Here is a 19,300-nt window from a genome sequence, read left to right as displayed (position 1 = left end):
TCAGTGACCGCCTGTCTGATAGGCAGCCTCATTGCGATTGCCGGGTAACTGTGCCTGCAGGATCAATGGCTGGATAAACGGCTCGAGTGCGACAAGCGTACGATCCAGTGCGCCGCGCATATCCCTGACCGTGCTCACCCCAGCATTGATCATGGCACGGAGATGCTGAGGGTTGTTGAACAGGAAATTGATCGCTCCTGCGAGCATATTGCGATCCTTCACAATGCGTGCGCCCCCATTCTTGATGAGGCGTTGGAAGGATTCACGAAAATTCTGGACATTTCGTCCTGTTAGCACAGCAGTTCCCATCATCGCCGGTTCCAGAGGGTTGTGTCCACCTTCCTTGGTCAGCGAATTGCCAATAAATGCTATTTCGGTGAGCTGGAGATAAAGTCCCATCTCCCCAATGGTATCTCCGAGCAGGATATCTGTGTCAGCTTCAATCGGCTCATTGGCGCTGCGACGCGCAACCTTGAGCCCCTTTTCAGCCAGCATAGCCTGAATGGCCGCAGCACGATCTGGATGACGCGGCACGATGATCGTGACAAGATGCGGATAGCGTACTTTCAGCATCTGATGAACTTCTGCTGTGATCGCTTCTTCGCCGTCATGGGTCGAAATTGCGGCCCACGTTCTCCGTCCACCGATCTGGCGTTGCAATGCGGCCAGAGCCTGTGGATCAGCCGGCGGCGGATTCGTATCGACCTTGAGATTACCTGAAACACTGACAGGCCGCGCTCCCAGCGTACGAAAGCGATCTGCATCTAGTTCCGACTGTGCGACCACATAGGCAAAATTTTCAAAGAGCGCTTCGGCCAGAGCCGGTCTTTTCTGCCAGACAGCAAAGGAGCGATCAGACATGCGCCCGTTGACCAGAACCTGCGGCGTGTGGCGACTGCCGAGTGAAAGCACAGTAGCAGGCCAGACTTCAGATTCACAACCGATGGCAAGATCAGGTTTCCAGTGGTTGAGAAACTTGTTGACCGCCGGTTGCAAATCCAGCGGCGCGTATTGGTGAATGACCTTACTACCTAACTGATCTGCGACAACTTTTGCCGAAGTCACAGTACCTGTCGTCAGCACGATATGGATACCAGTCGCAGCGATCCGCTCAATCAATGGCGTGATCGCGACGGTTTCACCAACGCTTGCCGCGTGGGCCCAGATAACCGGTCCTTGCGGACGTGCTATGGCGGATTTGCCGTAGCGCTCGCCGCGACGCATGCGCTCTTCCTTGCCGCGAGACGCACGATAGGCGATGTAAGGCCCCATAAATGGATAGGCCGCGGAACCGAGTGCACGGTAGGCAGACAACATATTGCGCGCCCAGCGTTCGCTCATTTCGCTTTCTCCAACGCAGCATAGGCCTTGACGGTCGCGTCGTTGAGTTGGCGCGTTAGCTCCATGCGTTTTTCTTCCAATTGCGTTTCATCGGCATCCGCGTCGACCCATACATTGTCGCCGCGCACGATAATCGAACGCCCAAAGGGCAGCGGAATCGTCGTTTTATCCCAGGACTTTTCCAGAACATGGTTCCGCGAGAAAGCATAAGCAACCGGTATTATTGGACGACCGGACAATTTCGCCAATAAAATGATGCCTTCTCCGGCCTCACGCGCTTTGCCGTGAGCGATGTCCGCTATAATTGATGCCGATTGCCCGTTTTTGAGAGCATTCTTCAACGTCAGAAGCGCGCGTGCGCCTCCCTTTTCAGGCTTGGAGCGAGAACCTCGTCCACCAGAGCCACGCACTGTCAACAATCCAAGTTTTTCCGCAACACGAGCGTTCAGTTCCGCATCTGCACTGCGCGAAAACATGGCGACAAGTTCAATTCCCTTGGGGCAGATGAACGGTCCCATGAGATGTTGCCCATGCCAGAAAGTCACGATGAAAGGATCGTCCTTACCCACCAGCGCCTGTGGGTCTGCTGATTCTTTCAAGCGAGAATTTGTGAAATAGACAAGCTTGAAGTAGGAGGTGATCAGCCAGACCAGCATGGCTTTAACCACGGCAGACTGCGCCAGCGGCCCGCGAATACGTCGCCAGAGGCGCTTCGCGAATCCTTGCTTCTTATGCCCGGTGGTCTGACCCGGACTATCTCCGCTTTGCATCCGATATTGGCCGGGAGCAGTCAAACTGCTCAATCCGCCTTCAGCGTCACGCCTTCTGGATCGAGCAACCGATGCAGGTGCACGATGAAATAGCGCATATGAGCATTGTCTACTGTTTGCTGTGCCTTCGACTTCCATGCGGTCTTGGCCGACTCGTAATCCGGGTAGATGCCAACGATATCGACGTTTTCAAGATCGCGGAACTCAACGGTACCGAGCTTTTTCAGCTCACCGCCGAACACCAGATGAAGAAGCTGCTTTTTGTCGCCTTCGACGCTCATGACAATTATCCCTGAACAAAATTGGTTCGCGGCATGATTAACCCAAGGGTCAGCCCGCGACAACACTCAACATTTCTTGCAGAAGGTCTCCGCTGGCGGCAACGAGAGCGCCATGGCTCAACGTCGGACCACCATACTGGATCGGTAGGGCATCGCTTGTCAGGATTGCCCCGCCCGACTCACTCAGGATCAGATCAGCTGCTGCCAAATCCCAATCATGTGAATTTGGCCGAATGAAGGTGCCCGCTATATCTCCGCGCGCCACCATAGCGATACGGTAGGCCAGCGAGGGAACGTAGGGATGAATCTTTGCACGATCCCGCCAGCTTTCCGGGAGTGCCGTCACCATATTGCGGGCTGATGCTATTGTCACCTGTTCACCGGGCAATGGTAATCTGACACGTATGACAGCACCGTTTTGTGAAGCCCCAACGCCTTTCCCTGCTTCGATGAGCTCGTTGCGCGCCGGACATTCCAGAACGCCGGCCAACGGGCGGCCATTTTCCACAACGGCTATGCTAATACACCATTGATCCTGCCCAGCGATGTATGCACGGGTGCCGTCAATCGGATCGACAACGAAGGCGCGGCTGCGTTTTTCAGCTGCCCGTTCATCGACGGTCTCTTCCGATATCCAGCCATAATCTGGCCGCGCTTTCAAAAGGACATCCTTTAGATAGCGGTCAACGGCCAGATCAGCTTCACTGACGGGCGATGAACCATCCTTCAGCCAGACTTCCGGAGAACGACCAAAGTAGCGCATCGCGATACGTCCGGCTTCACGCGCAGCATCACGCAGAAGCGTCAGTTCACTGACAATTTCGTTGTGCTTGTCAGTTTCCGGCAAGAGTCATGCCTTCAATTGCGAGTGTCGGTGCTGTCATCCCGAAGTTTCGATCAATATCGGAGGCGGGTGTCATATTGAGGAACATGTCCTTGAGGTTCGAAGCAATCGTCACTTCACTGATCGGGTAGGCAAGTTCGCCATTTTCGATCCAGAACCCCGATGCGCCGCGGCTATATTGGCCCGTGATCATGTCAACACCCTGCCCGAACACCTCTGTCACATAAAAACCTGTGCCAATTGCACGGATCAATTCCTCCGGCGACTGCGAACCGGGCTCGATGGCAAAATTGGTTGAAGCAGGCGAAACGCCAGAGCCCGAACGAACACCACGACCATTGCCTTGCAGGCCCAGTTCCCGGGCGCTCGATCCAGAAAGCAGCCAGTGTTTGAGAACGCCATCCTCCACCATCGTCAAAGATTGCCCCTCAATCCCTTCGCCGTCGAACGGACGCGAAGACGAACCGCGCACACGCAGCGGATTGTCAGTAACATTTATGCCGTTCTTGAGAACCTGTTTACCGAGACTGTCACGAAGAAAACTCGTCTTGCGTGCAACAGAAGCGCCATTAATCGCGCTTGCAAGATGTCCCGCAATACCGCGCGCAAGGCGAGGATCGTAGATAACTGTGACAGGCCCCGTCTTTGCCTGACGTGCACCCAACCGCCGCACAGCGCGCTCACCAGCGCGACGACCGATATCATCAGGCGTATCAAGATCAGAAAAATGCAGGCGCGAACTGAAATCATAATCGCGCTCCATTTTCGTGCCCTCGCCCGCAATGGCCGAGACCGATCGTCCAAAGCGTGTAGCAGCATAATGCCCCGAAAAGCCTGTCGATGTGACCAGCACCAGACCACCAAGGCTGCGCGAGGCACCAGCTCCACCTGAATTCGTCACGCCGCTGACTGCGAGTGCAGCTGCTTCCGTCGCAAGTGCGTCCTGCGTCAAACGATCGGAATCGATTTCCGTTGAATCGTAGAGATCAAGATCACGAGGCGAAACAACAAGCAGCGATGGGTCTGCGAGTTGCTCATAGGGATCCTCCGGCGCAACGCGTGCCATAGCAACGGCACGCTCGGCGAGACGGTCGGGATCGGCGCTCGCATTGGCAGAAACACTCGCAATGCGACGGCCTACAAAAACGCGCAGAGCGAAATCATCACTTTCCGACGATTCGGTTCCCTCAACCTTGCCCAACCTCACTGATACGCTAACTGACCGTGCCCGCATCACGACTGCGTCAGCCTGATCAGCTCCCGCCCGTTTGGCTGCAGCCACGAGAACGGCTGCGCGATCGACAAGTTTCTCCGCCGAATTATCTGAAATCATTATATAATCCGAGTTTCCCAAGTTCATCACGGTTCAACCTCGCAGTACGATTTGCAGCGGGACCGAAACCGGGACTTGCTAAAAAATATCGTCAAATTGTTCGACATCGGGCTGATTACAGCCATATCTTGTTTCTATATTGCCGAAATCCTAGGGCTTCAAGGCAAGCCCTCCTACATTTCTCCAAATTCCAAGAGCTTGGCATGGTTGCAACTGGCGGAAGTCTCTACCTGCAGTGTCTGATGATTTTGGGCGGTGCGATTATCGCTGCGCCGCTGTTCAAGCGATTAGGGCTTGGTACAGTCCTCGGCTATCTTGCGGCAGGCATCACGATTGGCCCCGTAGCTCGCCTCATTGCAGACGGAGAAGATTTTCTGCACTTCTCCGAGCTTGGCGTTGTCTTTCTTCTCTTCATCATCGGACTTGAGCTGAAACCCTCAAGACTTTGGGCGTTGCGCCAATCGATCTTCGGTCTTGGTACCGCGCAGGTTCTGCTTTGTGGAGCAGCCCTCACTACTCTTGGCATTTACTTTGCGGGCCTCAGCCCCGAAGCAGGGATCATCATCGGTTTCGGTCTCGCGCTTTCGTCTACGGCATTTGCCATGCAGGTTTTGGAGGACCGGGCCGAAACGAACCAGAAACACGGTCAACGTGCTTTTTCGATCCTGCTGTTCCAGGACCTCGCCATCGTGCCGATCCTTGCAATTATTCCGGCACTTTCGCCGACCGAACCGTCGCAGGCGAGCGCGGGTTTCCACCTTGCCACAGCAATTGCGGCCATCGCGGCACTGGTGGTCGCCGGACGTTATCTCATCAATCCGATGTTCCGCATTATCGCCAATACCGGCGCTCGCGAAGTGATGATCGCAGCAGCGCTTTTTGTGGTGCTCGGATCAGCCAGCCTGCTTCAGGCGGCTGGCCTTTCGATGGCCATGGGTGCATTTATCGCCGGTGTTTTGCTGGCGGAATCATCCTACCGACACGAACTTGAAGCGGATATCGAACCATTTCGCGGAATCTTTCTCGGATTGTTTTTCGTGGCGGTTGGTCTTTCGCTGAACCTCACTGTGATCGTACAGTATTGGAAGGTTATCCTTCTTGCTGTTCCCATTTTCATGGCAACCAAGATCGCGATCATCTATCTGCTGTGCCGTGTCTTCCGGTCCAACCATAACGATGCTGTGCGAATTGCGTTTCTTCTGCCGCAAGGCGGCGAATTTGCCTTTGTTCTTTTCTCGGCAGCTTCTGCCGCATCCATAGTCTCAAGCGCACTCGGTTCAGAGCTTGTAGCCGCCGTCACCGTATCCATGGCGCTAACACCGCTTTCCGTTTTGATTGGCTCAAAGCTGCTTATCAAGGACAAGACTGTCGATGAAATTGAGGAAAACTTCGAAGGTGCCGGTTCTGACGTATTGATGATCGGCTTCTCGCGATACGGTCAGATTGCATCGCAAATCCTGCTCGCTGGCGGTATCGACGTAACCGTGATTGACAGTTCGCCCAATCGCGTGCGTGCTGCCGGAAAATTTGGCTTCCGTATTTATTTTGGCGACGGTACTCGTAAAGACGTGCTGGAAGCGGCAGGTATAAGAAAAGCGAAGATCGTTGCCATCTGTACCCACAAGAAGGAAACGACCAACCACATCATCAACCTTATACAATCCGAATACCCGGATGTGCGGCTGTTCGTTCGTTCATATGATCGGGAACATACGCTGCAACTGCGCGCTCAAGGTGTCGAGTATGAACTGCGCGAAACGTTCGAATCCGGTTTGCTGTTTGGTCAGCGTACACTCGAAGGGCTCGGCATAGCCGAAACCCAAGCCTACGAAATTCGTGAAGACGTTCGCCAGCGCGACGAAGATCGTCTCCACGTGCAGGCTTCGGAAGGAATCATGGCTGGTCGCCATCTGCTCTTCAACAAACCGGTCACACCAGAGCCTCTGGTCAAACCTGTCCGCGAAGGTCAGCGCATCGACAAAGGCGCGGATGATATCGTATCCGCCTCGTCGTCAAGTGACACAGTCGGATCACCCGTTCCGGCGGAATAGCAAACGTATAGGAAGCCGGTAGATTCAGGTTGCAAGCGTTGAATTTATCGGCACCACTTTTCCCTCAACTGTCAGTTCGAGAGCACGTTTCAGTTCGTCGCGAACACTGGCGCTCTGTGACAATATCTGTTCGAACTTCAGGAAATCCAGAAGACCGATCCGCTCGACATTAGGGCGAATGAAAATATGCGGGGGGCGAATTCGAAATTTGTTTTCGATGATGGAGCACATGGTCAGCTGGTTCGCCCCGATCACTGCCTCGAATGTGGTTGGCATGTAGTCATCTGGTCCGACCGGCGTGCCGACAACGTCGATGCCGATGACAATATCGGCCTCATCAAACAGCAGATCAAAGGGTACTGGATTGAACAAGCCGCCATCGACCAGAATGCGGCCATCCCGGCGTACTGGTGCGAAAACTGGTGGTATGGCACAGGATGCTGCGATGGCCGAATGCAGATCGCCATCGCGAATATGGATTTCCCGAGCGGCGTGAAAGTCCGCCGCTGTGATAGTCATCGGGATTTTCAGCTCTTCTACATTCATCGGCAGGCTTGCAGGCAAAAAGACGTCCAGCACCTTTTCGATATTGAACTGGCTGACGCGCAAGCCACCTTTCAGCAATTCTACCCAGCGCGCAGGGCGGGTCTGCCACATACGCTTTGCGACTTCGGAGCGGCGATTGAAAATCGCCGCCATATATTCATGAACTTCCTTGCCCGTCATGCCGCTCGCCATTCCGGCGCCAACAATCGAACCTATCGACGAGCCTGCAATTGCAACCGGTTTGATACCAAGTTCATCGAGCACCTCGACAATATGGATGTGGGCAATGCCGCGTGCCCCACCTCCGCCGAAAGCGACGGCAATTCGGGGCGATGACGGCACTGCCTTTTCCAATTTGGTACCTTTTAGCTTTGGGCCGGGCCGAAAATCAATATTGCCGGTTCCGCTTCAAGCAGTTTCTTAGCAATAGCCTTGACCTGATCCAACGTTACAGCATCAATCAACTCCGAGCGCTTGTCGATATAATCACGCGGAAGTTCTGCTTCCTGCAAGCTAACGAGAGTTTCAGCAATAGCGGCGGATGAATCCAGATTGTTGACGGCGTAAGATCCCTTGAGGAAGTTTTTGGCAGCAGCAAGTTCTTCTTCCGTGGGCCCGTCCGCGGCCATAGCAGCAACCTGCTCGCGGATAATCTTCAGGGATTCCTGCGCTTTGTCAGGACGGGTCGCAGTCGAAATCATCAATGCCGAAACATGATCACGCATGACCATGGATGACGATACCGAATAGGCAAGGCCACGCTTTTCACGCACTTCGGCATAAAGACGCGATGTAAAGCCACCACCCAGAATATGGTTCATCAGATAGGCTGCAAAGAATTCGGGATCCTTGCGCGGAATAGCCGGATAGACAAAGCTGATCGAGGTCTGCGGCATATCGAAATTGAGGCTGGTCGTCGTGCCAAGTGCCAGTTTGGCATCGGGTACAGGAACCAGTTCGGCCATCGCGGGGAGATCGCCGAACACCTTATCCAGCAACGCCTCCAAATCCTTCGCATTGATCGAACCCACAACGCCGATAGTCAGACGGTCACGCGCAAAGTTCTTGCGGTGAAAGTTCACCAGATCGTCACGCGTGATCGACTGCAGTGATTTCACCGTGCCATCATCGGGACGTGCATAAGGATGGTTCCCATAGAGAACTTCGGAGAACTTACGCGATGCAATCGTCGAAGGGTTGCGTTGTGAGGATTCGATACTCGCAACCACCTGCTGTCGAATACGATCAATAGCATCTTGGTCGAAGCGAGGCTTGTTGACAGAAAGAGCAAGCAAGTTTGTGGCTGCGTCGCGATTTTCCGCGAGCATGCGAATACCGCCCGAAACGGAATCCTGTGTTGCAGAAAAGCTCATTTCCGCGCCCAGATTGTCTATCTTCTCCTGAAACGCATCCGATTTCAGGTCGCCCGCCCCCTCATCGAACAGCCCTGTCATCAGGTTAGCCAACCCTTCCTTCCCGGAAGGATCCTGCGATGTGCCACCCTTGAATGAGAACCGCATGGAAATAAGCGGGACTGAATCGTCTTCTACCAGCCAGGCATGAATACCTTTTGGCGAAACAACTTCCTGAATTTCGATTGCGCGCGCCGGCAAGGCGCACACGATCAACAATGTCACGGATGCGGCAAGAACACCCACAGCCGACCCGGCATAGCGAAAGTCGAAAACACGTCTGAAGTTCAACGTAAGAATGTTCTTCACTGGATCGCTCCTCCCGCACCATTGGCCCCGGCGCTTCCCGCTGACGCATCCGGGTTCTCGCGAGCGCTCTCCGGCTCGGCGTCCGGAGGAAGCAGGTAACTCGTTACCGATTGGTCTTTAACGAGATAACGCGTCGCCACATCCTTGATCTGATCGACTGTCACACCCTTGATGACCTCCGGCCATTTCTGGATATCGTCAACCGTTTGCCCAACAGACAGCGACGAGCCATAAATCCGGGACATACCTGTCTGGCTGTCGCGTGCAAAGATAACCGCTTTCAGGAAACGATTGCGAGCTTGATCGAGCTCGGTCTGGCTTACGCCGTCTTTGATGATCCGTGCCACTTCGGCTTCAACGGCTTTTTCGACATCGCCAAGCGTCGCGCCATTGCGCGGCGCGCCATATACAGAAAACGTGCCGTCATCAAGCGCATCGCCACCATAGCTCGCGCCAGTATTGGCAGCGATACCCTGCTTGACGATCAATTCCTGATAAAGGCGTGAACGCAACGAACCGCCGAGAATTTCGCTCAGTAGATCAAGGGCGGGGGCATCCCCTGGTTTTACATTCGGAAACCGTTTTTCGTTCGCATAGGAAGGAACAAGCCACGACACACGGAATGAGGGGGTGCTTACACGCTCATCGTGCAACGTCACGACGCGGGCGGCGTGCTTCGCGGGCTCCTGAGGACGCTCACGCGGCAGAACTTCGGCGCGTTTCGGCACCTTTGCCCATGTCTTCAACGTCAGCTCGCGTACGCGTTCCGGTGAAACGTCTCCAGCGATGATGAGCGTTGCATTATTCGGTGTGTAATATTGCTGATAAAAGTCGATGGCGTTCTTGAGGCTTAGCTTTTCCATTTCCTGCTGCCAGCCAATTACAGGCTTGCGATAAGGATGGTTATAGAAAAGAACAGCGTCGCTATTCTCCATCAGCATGGAAGCCGGATTGGAATCAACTCGCATCCGGCGTTCTTCCAGAATGACATCCCGTTCGGTTTTCACCGCTTCTTCATTGAGCACCAGATTTTCCATCCGGTCCGACTCGAACTGCATCACCATTTCCAGCGCTTCGGGAGATACCCGCTGGAAATAGGCCGTATAATCATAGGAGGTGAAGGCGTTTTCTTGCCCGCCGATGGAGGCGACTTTCGCCGAAAACTCGCCAGCTGGGTGGTTCTTCGTACCCTTGAACATCAGATGTTCGAGGAAATGCGCGATACCTGAAACGCCGGGCGCTTCATCGGCCGACCCTACATGGTACCAGATCATCTGGGTCACGACTGGAGCGCGATGATCGGGGATGACAACCACTTCCAGACCATTTGGCAATGTGAAATGACTGACCCCATCCGACTGGATGATTTCTGGAAGCGCTGTTTGTTCAGCGACTGGGGGCGACACGGGCGCTGGTTGCGTTTCGGCGGCAGCGGCAGGTTGGCTTTCTGCCCGGACTGCACCGCTTGCCACCGGTAAAGCCAGCACGAAACCCAAGGCGGTGGACAACAGCAAGCGCCGGAGTGAGGGGTTATTCACCAAGCGACATCTCCAATCGGTTTCATTCCCGCCCGTTTTTCCGGGCAGCATTTCAATTTTTATGCGAACAGAAGCGTCCGCTAATTCAACCGGCGGCTTTCAACTGGATCAGCCGAATAATCGTGCCCCCGTAGTTGCGCTCTTCCAACACGACGAATCGCTCATCAAGCTCGAGCGCCGCCTCAGCATCTTCTTCAAGCACCAAAAGTGCGTCAGGATTAAGCCAACCACCTTGAAGTGCAGACAAAAATGCCTTTTCCCCCATACGCCGCCCATAAGGCGGATCGGCAAAAACCAGGTCGAACGGCTCCATCGTACCGACGATACCCAACTGACAGGCGTCGCGCCGCAAAATCTTGGTGTGCCCCTGCAGACTGAAAGCCTCGATATTCTGACGCAACAATCCCCGCCCCTCCGCAGATTCTTCCACGAAGGTCGCGTAGCGCGCACCGCGCGATAGGGCCTCAAGACCAAGCGCGCCTGTCCCTGCAAATAGGTCGAGGACGCGTGCGCCCTCTACCTTGTTGGGGAAATTATGCGCGAGGATGTTGAACAGGCTCTCGCGTGTGCGATCGGTGGTGGGACGAATGGCGTTGGTCGAAGGTGTTACGAGCGCACGCCCGCGGAACCTACCGCCGACGATCCGCACCACCGCCTCCAGTTCTGCCACCGCCTGACTTGCTGCCACCCGGCTTTCCACCTGGTTTACCACCCGGCTTGTTTCCTGGTCCACGACGCGGTCCATCCTTCGAACCATCATCAAAACGACGAGATTTATTACCCGGTCCGCTGCTGCGCGGGCCTGAGCGCGTATCGCGATCGGATGCACCAAAACGGCCTTCACCACGCGGTCCGCCCGGCTTTCCCGTCTTGCGGCCCTCGAAGCCGCCCTTACCGTGCTCTACAGTCCGGCCTTCCGCGTCGCGCAATTCTGCACGCTCGCGTTTGCCGGGACGACGCTCCTTGCGTCCATCCTCACGCTGCTCACGGCGCTCTGGACGTCCCTCTTCCGAGCGGTTTCCTTCCGGACGCGGACGCTGTGGACGAGCGTCCTTATCAAAGCGGCCTTCCGGTCGCTTGTTATAGCGGCGTTCACCACCTTCGTCGCGTCCCTGCTCCTCATCACCAGCCCGACGCGGGCGCATCTGCAGATCGCCACTGAATTTCGCTGAACGATGCGGAACTTGACGTTCGACACGGGCGGGCTTGGCAGCCGCATTTTCGCCCTTTGGACGCGCACCTGGAGCCATCCAGACATTGGCGTTTCCGCGACGACGCGGTTCAACCTTTTCGGCTCCCTTGTCGTCGCGACCGCGACGACGCTGAGGACTGCTGGAAATCCATTCACGTTCGCGCGGGCCACGCCGGCGTTCGCCTTCCTCGCCCTCATCTTCCACGTCGCGACGAGTCCGTCCCTGAACAGCGGCATTGGAAAACTCGTTCAGAACAGGCGCATCGAAATCCGCGCCTGAATCCTCAATCAACTTGTCACCAAGCTGATCTCGCAGGATACGTCCCTTGATTTCGCGGACTGCACCTTCTTCAAGATCACCGAGCTGGAAAGGACCGAATGAAACGCGGATAAGACGTCCAACAGTCAGACCAAGAGCGCCCAGAATATTCTTTACTTCACGGTTCTTGCCTTCGCGCAATCCGATAGAGATCCAGACATTGGCACCCTGCTCACGCTCAAGCGTTGCTTCAATACTGCCGTAGAAGACGCCATCGACGGCAATGCCGTTCTTCAGCTCATCAAGCTGTACCTGTGTGACCTTGCCGTGGGCGCGAACGCGATAGCGGCGCAGCCAGCCGGTGGAAGGCAGCTCCAGAACGCGCGACAGACCACCATCATTGGTGAGCAGCAACAGACCTTCGGTATTGATGTCGAGACGACCAACTGAAAGTACGCGTGGCATCTCGGCAGGCAGTGCCTCGAAAACCGTTGGGCGACCTTCAGGATCGCGATTGGTCGTCACAAGACCCGCAGGCTTGTGATAAAGCCAGAGACGGGTACGCTCGGTCTGCTTCAATGGCTTGCCGTCGACCGTAATAATATCCGTGCGCTTGACATTGACCGCAGGGCTCTCAAGCACCTTGCCATTCACGGCAATACGGCCAGCAGCGATCATCGTTTCCGCTTCACGGCGTGAAGCTATGCCTGCTCGTGCCAGACGCTTGGCGATACGTTCGCCCGTGTCCTCTTGCCCCTCGGCGTCGCGCGGTCCGAATTTACGTGGCTTGTCACGTCCGCCGTCATCGCGGCGCGGACGAGTGTCACGATCTGGCCGAGCGGGACGATCGGAGCGCCCTCCACGGCCATGCGGACGCTTGCCATCCTTGTTGTCATCATCTTTAGTCATCTGGTATTGGCCTTTCAGCAGCGCTGCCGTGTCACCTTACACCTTTAATGACAGGCAAGGGACAGCCGGAAACAGGAACGCTGTATAAATCCGTTCGCAAATCGGTTTCGATTTCGGGAATTATGCAGTAACAAATCGCTTCATGGCTTGCGAGCGAAATTTCCGAAAGAATGCACGAAATGGAACAGCCATGAATAAGAGTGCCAAAATCCCGGACCCAAAGATGGCTACCCCCATGGAGATAGCACTTGCAGAAGCGCGCGCTGCAGGTTCACGTGGAGAGGTTCCGATTGGCGCAGTCATTGTGCATCAGGGCACGATCATTGCACGAGCAGGCAATCGTACACGTGAGTTCAATGACGTAACAGCCCATGCCGAAGTGCTTGCAATTCGTGAGGCTGGAAAAGCCCTACAATCCGAACGTCTGGTCGACTGCGATCTTTATGTGACGCTGGAACCATGCGCGATGTGTGCAACCGCCATTTCTTTCGCCCGTATACGTCGCCTCTATTACGGCGCCTCCGACCCGAAAGGTGGCGGCGTTGAACATGGGCCACGGTTTTATACGCAGCCCACCTGCCACCATGTACCGGAGATTTATGCGGGTTTCTCCGAGGGGGATTCACAGAAAATCCTGCGGGATTTCTTCCGCGACAAGCGCTAGCTTCTGCTCAGAGCCTTGTGTCCAGCCATGTAGCGCAGCGTATTATCTCGCAGCATGAAATGATGAATAAGAGCCATCAGAACGTGTCCCGCAATTATCACAAGCAGGCCCCAACCCAGCAAACCATGCAATGCGCTGCCCGGAGCGGTCAGCGCGGCATTTTTCACATCGGTCTGCTCGAAAATCCGGATGCCAAGAAATGAGAAGCCTCGCCCGCCGCCATATGTGCGCAGCAGAGCCAATGCAGGCACTGCGAACATCAGGCCATAGATAACGAGATGCCCGAGTTTAGCCAGTTTGCCGACATGGCCTGACTTATGCGGACGACGACCTGAGTTCAACAATCCCCAGACCCCGCGTAATAGTACAAGCACCAGAAGCGCGAAACCAAGCTGGTAATGAGCCGACCAGAAGATATTGTAGATCGTCGTATCTTTAGCCACGACGCGTAGAACTGCTGACGCAAACTGCCAAAGAAACAGGAGAGCCATCAGCCAATGAAGAGATCGACTGATTAGACCATATCCCGACGGCGTATCCCAGATAGTGTTCGTATCGTTCATCAAATCATACCTTACTTCCCAAGTTGGCATGATACGATCTGCATGAAAGAAATCTTTGATTGAAATCAAATATACGTCAGAACTGCCAACATTAAAAATATTTAATAATCTTTCCTGCGAGAAAACAGATTAAACATTCACTAAAACTACTGAAATAATAAGCCGCAGTAAATTCTATTTACTGCGGCTTATTATCAAGAAAATAAATTCAGCAAACGATTAGTTCCAAGGCAGATAGTCGCGCCAGCCCTTGGATTTGCCGGATGCCTTCTTGCGCTCACGTTCCTTTTGCGCCTCGTCCGTACCCAATTCGCCTACAGCTGCAGTAGACGCAGGCTCGCGATAAGTAAGCGGCGGTTCGCTCAAATAACGGCGTGTCGTGGAGGAACCCTGAACCTGCTGCTGGCGTGCAGCCTTGTAGGCCGCAACCTTTGCCGGGTCGAATGTCGGCGTACGGGACTCATAATCTTCGCGGCGGCTGTTACCACGCGGCAATGCTGCCTGAATGTTGGACGCTACCGGACCATCCTGAACGACCGGCGACACGAAATTCGGATCATCGCGGTTTGCCGTGATCTCGTCACGCAAACGCTTGCGACGCTGTTCCGGCGATTCTGGCCAATTCGGATCGTTGGCGCTAACAACGCTTTGTTGCGGAGCGGGCAACTGACCTTTATCCCCCGGAGCCGGACGAACCAGGTCGGGGCGAGGCTTGTAGTCAATCCGTTCTTTCTTGTTCTTACCCTGTCCGAAGCTCGCCATATTCGACACATCGTCAAAGAGCTGTGCTCCTGCGGTCTTGTCGGTTCCATAGGTTGGCGAAGAAACGCAGCCGGATAGCGAAACGCCCGCTATCGCTGTCATAAGCACCAGAACTCGTCCTTCAATCTTCATTAGCGCCACTTCTTTTACGCTTGCCGATTTTATCTTCACCAAAATTTGCTCAAGCAAGCCTTGACTGAAGAAACCGGCAACTCCAAGGCAGATCTTGAAATTATCCGAGGAATGCCTTGTACATGAGTGCAACCCATGCGGCAATCCGATGTTAATCGGTATTTCACCATGTCCGAAGAAAGGATTGCAACCCGTTTCCTTCTGAAAATACCCCCAACATATGAAACGCCGAGGGTAAAACTTTCAGAACTCCATCAAGCTTCAAGCTTGCCGAGTGCCTTGAGTTCCCGGAGAGCAGCAGCGTCGCGCGCCGAGACATCGGGAAACTCGGGATCGGAACCAACATCCGTCGTATAACGCCACGAACGGGCGCACTTTTCACCTTCGGCGCGTACGGGCACAACAGCAACGCCTTTCACATCAGAAAGCGTGAAAGCGTCTTCCGGTACAGCCGCATCGCTCAACGAAATACCGCTGGTGATGCAGATTTCCGCAAAATCAAGACCTTCGAGCGAATCGGTCAAGCTCTTGTCGGAAATGTAGACGAGCGGAGCAGCTTCGAGCGACGATCCAATGCGCTTATCCGCACGCTCCAGTTCCAGAGCGCCAGTAACGACACGACGCACCGCACGAACCTTGCGCCACTTTTCCGCCAGCACATCATCCCGCCATTCGGCAGGTGTCGGCCGGAACTGCTCGGCATGAACCGAAACCGATTGCGGATAGCGGTCGAGCCAAGCTTCTTCCATGGTGAAAGGCAGCATTGGCGCCAGCCAGGTCGTCAAGTGATCAAAGATTTCACGCACAGTCTGCAACGCTGCCTTACGGCGAACGCTCGACGGCGCATCGCAGTAAAGCGCGTCCTTGCGGATATCGAAATAGAAGGCCGAGAGCTCGACATTCATGAAGTCGATAAGCGTGCGAGCGATGCGCTTGAAGTCGAAAGCATCATATCCAGAGCGAACAACTTCATCCAATTCAGTCAACCGGTGCAGCATCAGGCGCTCAAGTTCCGGCAAATTCGCATAGGGAAGATTTTCGCCTTTATCGTGAGCGAGCGTGCCCAGCATCCAGCGGATCGTGTTGCGCAACTTGCGATAAGCGTCGATGTTAGTCTGGATGATGCTCTTGCCGAGGCGCTGATCTTCCCAATAATCGGTCGTCATGACCCAAAGACGCAGGATATCCGCACCGGATTCCTTGATGACATCCTGCGGCGTGACCGTATTACCGAGCGACTTCGACATCTTCTTGCCGTGCTCATCCATAGTGAAACCATGGGTCACGACGGCATTATATGGTGCCCGGCCACGCGTACCGCAGCTTTCCAGCAGCGACGAATGGAACCAACCGCGATGCTGGTCAGAGCCCTCCAGATAAACATCAGCTGGCCACTTCATATCCGGACGGTCTTCCAGCGTGAAGGTGTGCGTCGAACCGGAATCGAACCAAACGTCAAGGATGTCGCGCACCTGCGTCCAGCCTTCATTGGCACGGCTTCCGAGGAAGCGCTCGCGGGCACCTTCGGCAAACCAGGCGTCCGCCCCCTCTGCCTCAAAAGCATCGAGGATACGCTTGTTGACTGCATCATCCTGCAGAATGTTGCCTTCTTCATCCACGAAAACGCAGATCGGTACACCCCAGGCGCGCTGGCGCGAAAGCACCCAGTCCGGGCGGCCTTCGATCATCGAACGCAGGCGCGTCTGACCGGCAGCCGGTACGAACCGCGTATCGTCGATGGCCTTCAGCGCGCGCGAACGCAAGGTCGTACCGTCACCAAGGTTTTTGTCCATATAGACGAACCACTGCGGCGTGTTGCGGAAGATGACCTGCTTCTTGGAACGCCACGAATGCGGATAAGAATGCTTCAGGCGACCACGCGCGAAAAGCTTGTCGCGTGCGATCAGCTGATCCACAACGGACTTGTTGGCGTCGCCCTTCTTGCCGTTATCGTCGATAACCCGCGCGGGACCACCTTCACGGTCAGGACCGAAGCCCGGCGCGTCCTTGGTGTAAAAGCCATCATCCCCGACCGGGAACGGAATACTTGGATCTATACCGCGTGCTTCCAGTTCGCGGGCATTGTTCATCCATGCCTCAAAGTCTTCGCGGCCGTGACTTGGAGCAGTATGCACAAAACCCGTACCTGCATCATCGGTAACATGGTCGCCATCAAGCATCGGCACGATGAATTCATAACCACCGCCAAAGCCCTTCAACGGATGGTCGAGGACGATCTTGCCAAGCTCGTCTGCCGAAATACCGCGCAGGCGCTTGAACTGAAGCTTTGCCTTGGCGAAGCTTTCCTCAGCCAGCTTGTCGGCGAAGATGAGCTTTTCGCCCGGGCGAGGGCCAAAGTCGTTCTCGGCTTCCGTGACTTCATAAAGCCCGTATTCGATGCGCGACGAATAGGACACGGCACGGTTGCCGGGAATGGTCCACGGCGTGGTCGTCCAGATCACAACATCGCTGCCGGAGAGATCATTCTGGCCGGCGACCGGGAACTTGACCCAGATCATATCCGACTCGACATCGTGATACTCGACTTCCGCTTCGGCAAGCGCCGTGCGTTCGACGACCGACCACATCACCGGCTTGGAGCCGCGATAAAGCTGACCGGAAGCCGCGAATTTGAGAAGCTCGCCAGCGATACGCGATTCAGCGTGGAAGTTCATCGTCGTATAGGGGTTTTCGAAATCGCCGAGGATGGCAAGGCGCTTGAACTCTTCCGTCTGAACCTTGATCCAGTTGGTCGCGAATTCGCGGCATTCCCTGCGGAATTCGTTGATCGGCACTTCGTCCTTGTTCTTACCCTCGGCGCGATATTTTTCCTCGATCTTCCATTCGATCGGCAGGCCGTGGCAATCCCAGCCCGGAACATAGTTCGAGTTATAACCGCGCATCTGGAACGAGCGGGTGATGACGTCCTTGAGGATCTTGTTCAGCGCATGGCCGATATGGATATTGCCGTTGGCATAGGGTGGGCCATCGTGCAGCACATAAAGCGGGCGGTCTTTCGCCTGCTCGCGCAGCTTTTTGTAGAGATTCATTCCCTCCCAGCGCTCGACGAAAAGGGGCTCGCGCTGCGGCAAGCCAGCACGCATCGGAAACTCGGTCTGCGGCAGATAAAGGGTTTTGGAATAATCGATTTTGGTCGTCTCAGTCATGAGGGTATTCGCCTGTGAAGCCCCGGCCGGAGATGGCGGGCAAGTGGATCAAAGAAAACAGGGGGCTGTAGAGCACAGCCGGTCGCTCCCGGACCTCCGCGCCAGATATTGCCTGGCAAAGCAGCCATTCAGGCAAAGCGGGAGACCGGGCCAATAATTCGTATGGCTGTCATGATAAGCCGAAAATCCGTCATCATGGGCACGCTTTTAGCAATGAGCTTCGCAGGAATAAAGAGGCCAGAGGGGCAAAGACGCAATAAAACTGCATCCCTGCCCCTGAAAGTGTTCACATTGATACCGTTGAGGTCAGTCCAGCGAGAAATCGAAACGATAAGTCGCAGAAACGCCGACCATGAACTGGTCCGGGGAGCCGCGTTCCTTCACGATGCTTGAATCCTTTGCCGAACCTTGCAGACGACTGTACTCACCAAACAGGCTCGTATCGATCTTGTCGGTTGTCTTCCAGGTAATTGCACCACCAACACCAGCTGACTTGAAGCCACCGCCCGGACTATATTCGGAAAGTCCCGACGCAACCGCTTCCTCGGCATCGACGCCGAAATAGGTTTTGAAGTAATCCTTTGATGCGAAAGTCGCACGCGGACCACCCGACACACGAACAGTCGGCGTAACATCATAGAATGCATCGGCAGCAATATCGGCTACGACGCCATTATGCGCACGGATACCGTGACGCACTTCGCCACGCACACGCAACCAGTCGGTCGGGTAGACGTCGACAAAAGCACCTGCTTCACCACCAAACTTCGTGTCTTTCAGGCCATGAATATCGTCATCCCTTTCGAACAACAGCTTACCGGCGAGCCCCACGCGGAAACGGTCATTGTCGATCAACGCGAAGGATACGTTGTCATTTCGCGATGAGAAGCGCGTCGCCTGCCCCTGTCGGCCGAGTGAGATCAGCGGCTGGGCAGAAAAGCGATATTTGTTCGAGCCTTCGAACTTTGGAGCGACGAGGCCTGCCGCGCCGACCTTGAGATACCAATCGCCGGACCAGAAATGCTTGCGAGCGGGCTGAACGGTTTCCGCCGCATAAATATCGGTTTGCTGTACATCGGCGGAGAAAGCGAGCGAACTACTCGTTAGGAATGCGGCACCTGCAACGAGCGCCAGAGGAACAATACGTGCCACATTAAACTCCAACAAAAAGCGCCCCCAACAAATTTTGAGGCATTTATCACTTTTTGTCGAGAATAAGTAAAATTT

General features: G+C 55.0%; 16 protein-coding genes. 2 read left to right on the top strand and 14 right to left on the bottom strand.

Going from position 1 to position 19,300, the window contains the following annotated elements; all coding sequences use genetic code 11:
- The 5 genes from waaA to OANT_RS15745 are packed head-to-tail and all read right to left on the bottom strand — an operon-like array spanning position 1 to position 4,569.
- Complete coding sequence (gene waaA / locus OANT_RS15765) at positions 1-1,341, bottom strand: lipid IV(A) 3-deoxy-D-manno-octulosonic acid transferase (protein ID WP_011982762.1); 1,341 nt, start codon at positions 1,339-1,341, stop codon at positions 1-3.
- Positions 1,338-2,111, bottom strand: coding sequence for a lysophospholipid acyltransferase family protein (locus OANT_RS15760; RefSeq protein WP_010661009.1), 774 nt, complete (start codon positions 2,109-2,111; stop codon positions 1,338-1,340). Before OANT_RS15760 ends, waaA begins: the two co-directional genes overlap by 4 nt.
- A gap of 29 nt (positions 2,112-2,140) precedes the next feature.
- Positions 2,141-2,392, bottom strand: a complete 252-nt coding sequence (locus OANT_RS15755) for a DUF4170 domain-containing protein (protein WP_010661008.1) — start codon at positions 2,390-2,392, stop codon at positions 2,141-2,143.
- 49 nt (positions 2,393-2,441) lie between these two features.
- Positions 2,442-3,239, bottom strand: coding sequence for a 3'(2'),5'-bisphosphate nucleotidase CysQ (locus tag OANT_RS15750; protein ID WP_011982760.1), 798 nt, complete (start codon positions 3,237-3,239; stop codon positions 2,442-2,444).
- Positions 3,226-4,569 carry a TldD/PmbA family protein gene (locus OANT_RS15745; RefSeq protein ID WP_040128437.1) on the bottom strand — a complete coding sequence of 448 codons (1,344 nt, stop codon included), beginning with the start codon at positions 4,567-4,569 and terminating at the stop codon, positions 3,226-3,228. Before OANT_RS15745 ends, OANT_RS15750 begins: the two co-directional genes overlap by 14 nt.
- A 203-nt stretch (positions 4,570-4,772) precedes the next feature.
- Here OANT_RS15745 and OANT_RS15740 point away from each other — a divergent pair, with 203 nt between their 5' ends.
- Positions 4,773-6,620, top strand: a complete 1,848-nt coding sequence (locus OANT_RS15740; RefSeq protein ID WP_011982758.1) for a monovalent cation:proton antiporter-2 (CPA2) family protein — start codon at positions 4,773-4,775, stop codon at positions 6,618-6,620.
- A gap of 24 nt (positions 6,621-6,644) precedes the next feature.
- On the opposite strand, the gene OANT_RS15735 is transcribed toward OANT_RS15740, so the two are convergent.
- The 5 genes from OANT_RS15735 to OANT_RS15715 all read right to left on the bottom strand — a co-directional run bounded on the left by OANT_RS15735 (position 6,645) and on the right by OANT_RS15715 (position 12,785).
- Positions 6,645-7,520 carry a patatin-like phospholipase family protein gene (locus OANT_RS15735; protein ID WP_011982757.1) on the bottom strand — a complete coding sequence of 292 codons (876 nt, stop codon included), beginning with the start codon at positions 7,518-7,520 and terminating at the stop codon, positions 6,645-6,647.
- Between the two features lie 11 nt (positions 7,521-7,531).
- Positions 7,532-8,878, bottom strand: coding sequence for a M16 family metallopeptidase (locus OANT_RS15730; protein ID WP_231771621.1), 1,347 nt, complete (start codon positions 8,876-8,878; stop codon positions 7,532-7,534).
- Between the two features lie 5 nt (positions 8,879-8,883).
- Positions 8,884-10,425, bottom strand: a complete 1,542-nt coding sequence (locus tag OANT_RS15725; protein WP_011982755.1) for a M16 family metallopeptidase — start codon at positions 10,423-10,425, stop codon at positions 8,884-8,886.
- Positions 10,426-10,510: 85 nt separating this feature from the next.
- Positions 10,511-11,074, bottom strand: coding sequence for a 16S rRNA (guanine(966)-N(2))-methyltransferase RsmD (rsmD, locus tag OANT_RS15720; protein WP_011982754.1), 564 nt, complete (start codon positions 11,072-11,074; stop codon positions 10,511-10,513).
- Positions 11,055-12,785: a pseudouridine synthase gene (locus OANT_RS15715; RefSeq protein WP_011982753.1), complete on the bottom strand. Its 1,731-nt coding sequence runs from the start codon at positions 12,783-12,785 to the stop codon at positions 11,055-11,057. Before OANT_RS15715 ends, rsmD begins: the two co-directional genes overlap by 20 nt.
- Positions 12,786-12,975: 190 nt before the next feature.
- Between OANT_RS15715 and OANT_RS15710 the strand changes: the two genes are divergently transcribed.
- On the top strand, positions 12,976-13,449 hold the full coding sequence (locus OANT_RS15710; protein WP_040128440.1) for a nucleoside deaminase: 474 nt from the start codon (positions 12,976-12,978) through the stop codon (positions 13,447-13,449).
- Here OANT_RS15710 and OANT_RS15705 read toward each other — a convergent pair.
- The 4 genes from OANT_RS15705 to OANT_RS15690 all read right to left on the bottom strand — a co-directional run bounded on the left by OANT_RS15705 (position 13,446) and on the right by OANT_RS15690 (position 19,225).
- Entirely contained in the window at positions 13,446-14,012 is a 567-nt protein-coding gene (locus OANT_RS15705; protein ID WP_011982751.1) for a cytochrome b, read from the bottom strand. The two genes, OANT_RS15710 and OANT_RS15705, sit on opposite strands and share 4 nt — an antisense overlap.
- A gap of 219 nt (positions 14,013-14,231) precedes the next feature.
- Positions 14,232-14,906: a hypothetical protein gene (locus OANT_RS15700; protein ID WP_011982750.1), complete on the bottom strand. Its 675-nt coding sequence runs from the start codon at positions 14,904-14,906 to the stop codon at positions 14,232-14,234.
- A 254-nt stretch (positions 14,907-15,160) separates the two neighbouring features.
- Positions 15,161-18,073: an isoleucine--tRNA ligase gene (gene ileS, locus OANT_RS15695; protein ID WP_011982749.1), complete on the bottom strand. Its 2,913-nt coding sequence runs from the start codon at positions 18,071-18,073 to the stop codon at positions 15,161-15,163.
- A 306-nt stretch (positions 18,074-18,379) separates the two neighbouring features.
- Positions 18,380-19,225, bottom strand: coding sequence for a MipA/OmpV family protein (locus OANT_RS15690; protein ID WP_231771516.1), 846 nt, complete (start codon positions 19,223-19,225; stop codon positions 18,380-18,382).
- Positions 19,226-19,300 lie beyond the last annotated feature (75 nt).

Source organism: Brucella anthropi ATCC 49188 (genome assembly GCF_000017405.1).
In the GTDB taxonomy this organism is placed as follows: Bacteria; Pseudomonadota; Alphaproteobacteria; order Rhizobiales; family Rhizobiaceae; genus Brucella; species Brucella anthropi.
The sequence above is the reverse complement of the archived record's forward strand: the minus strand, read 5'-3'. Positions and strand labels throughout refer to the sequence as shown.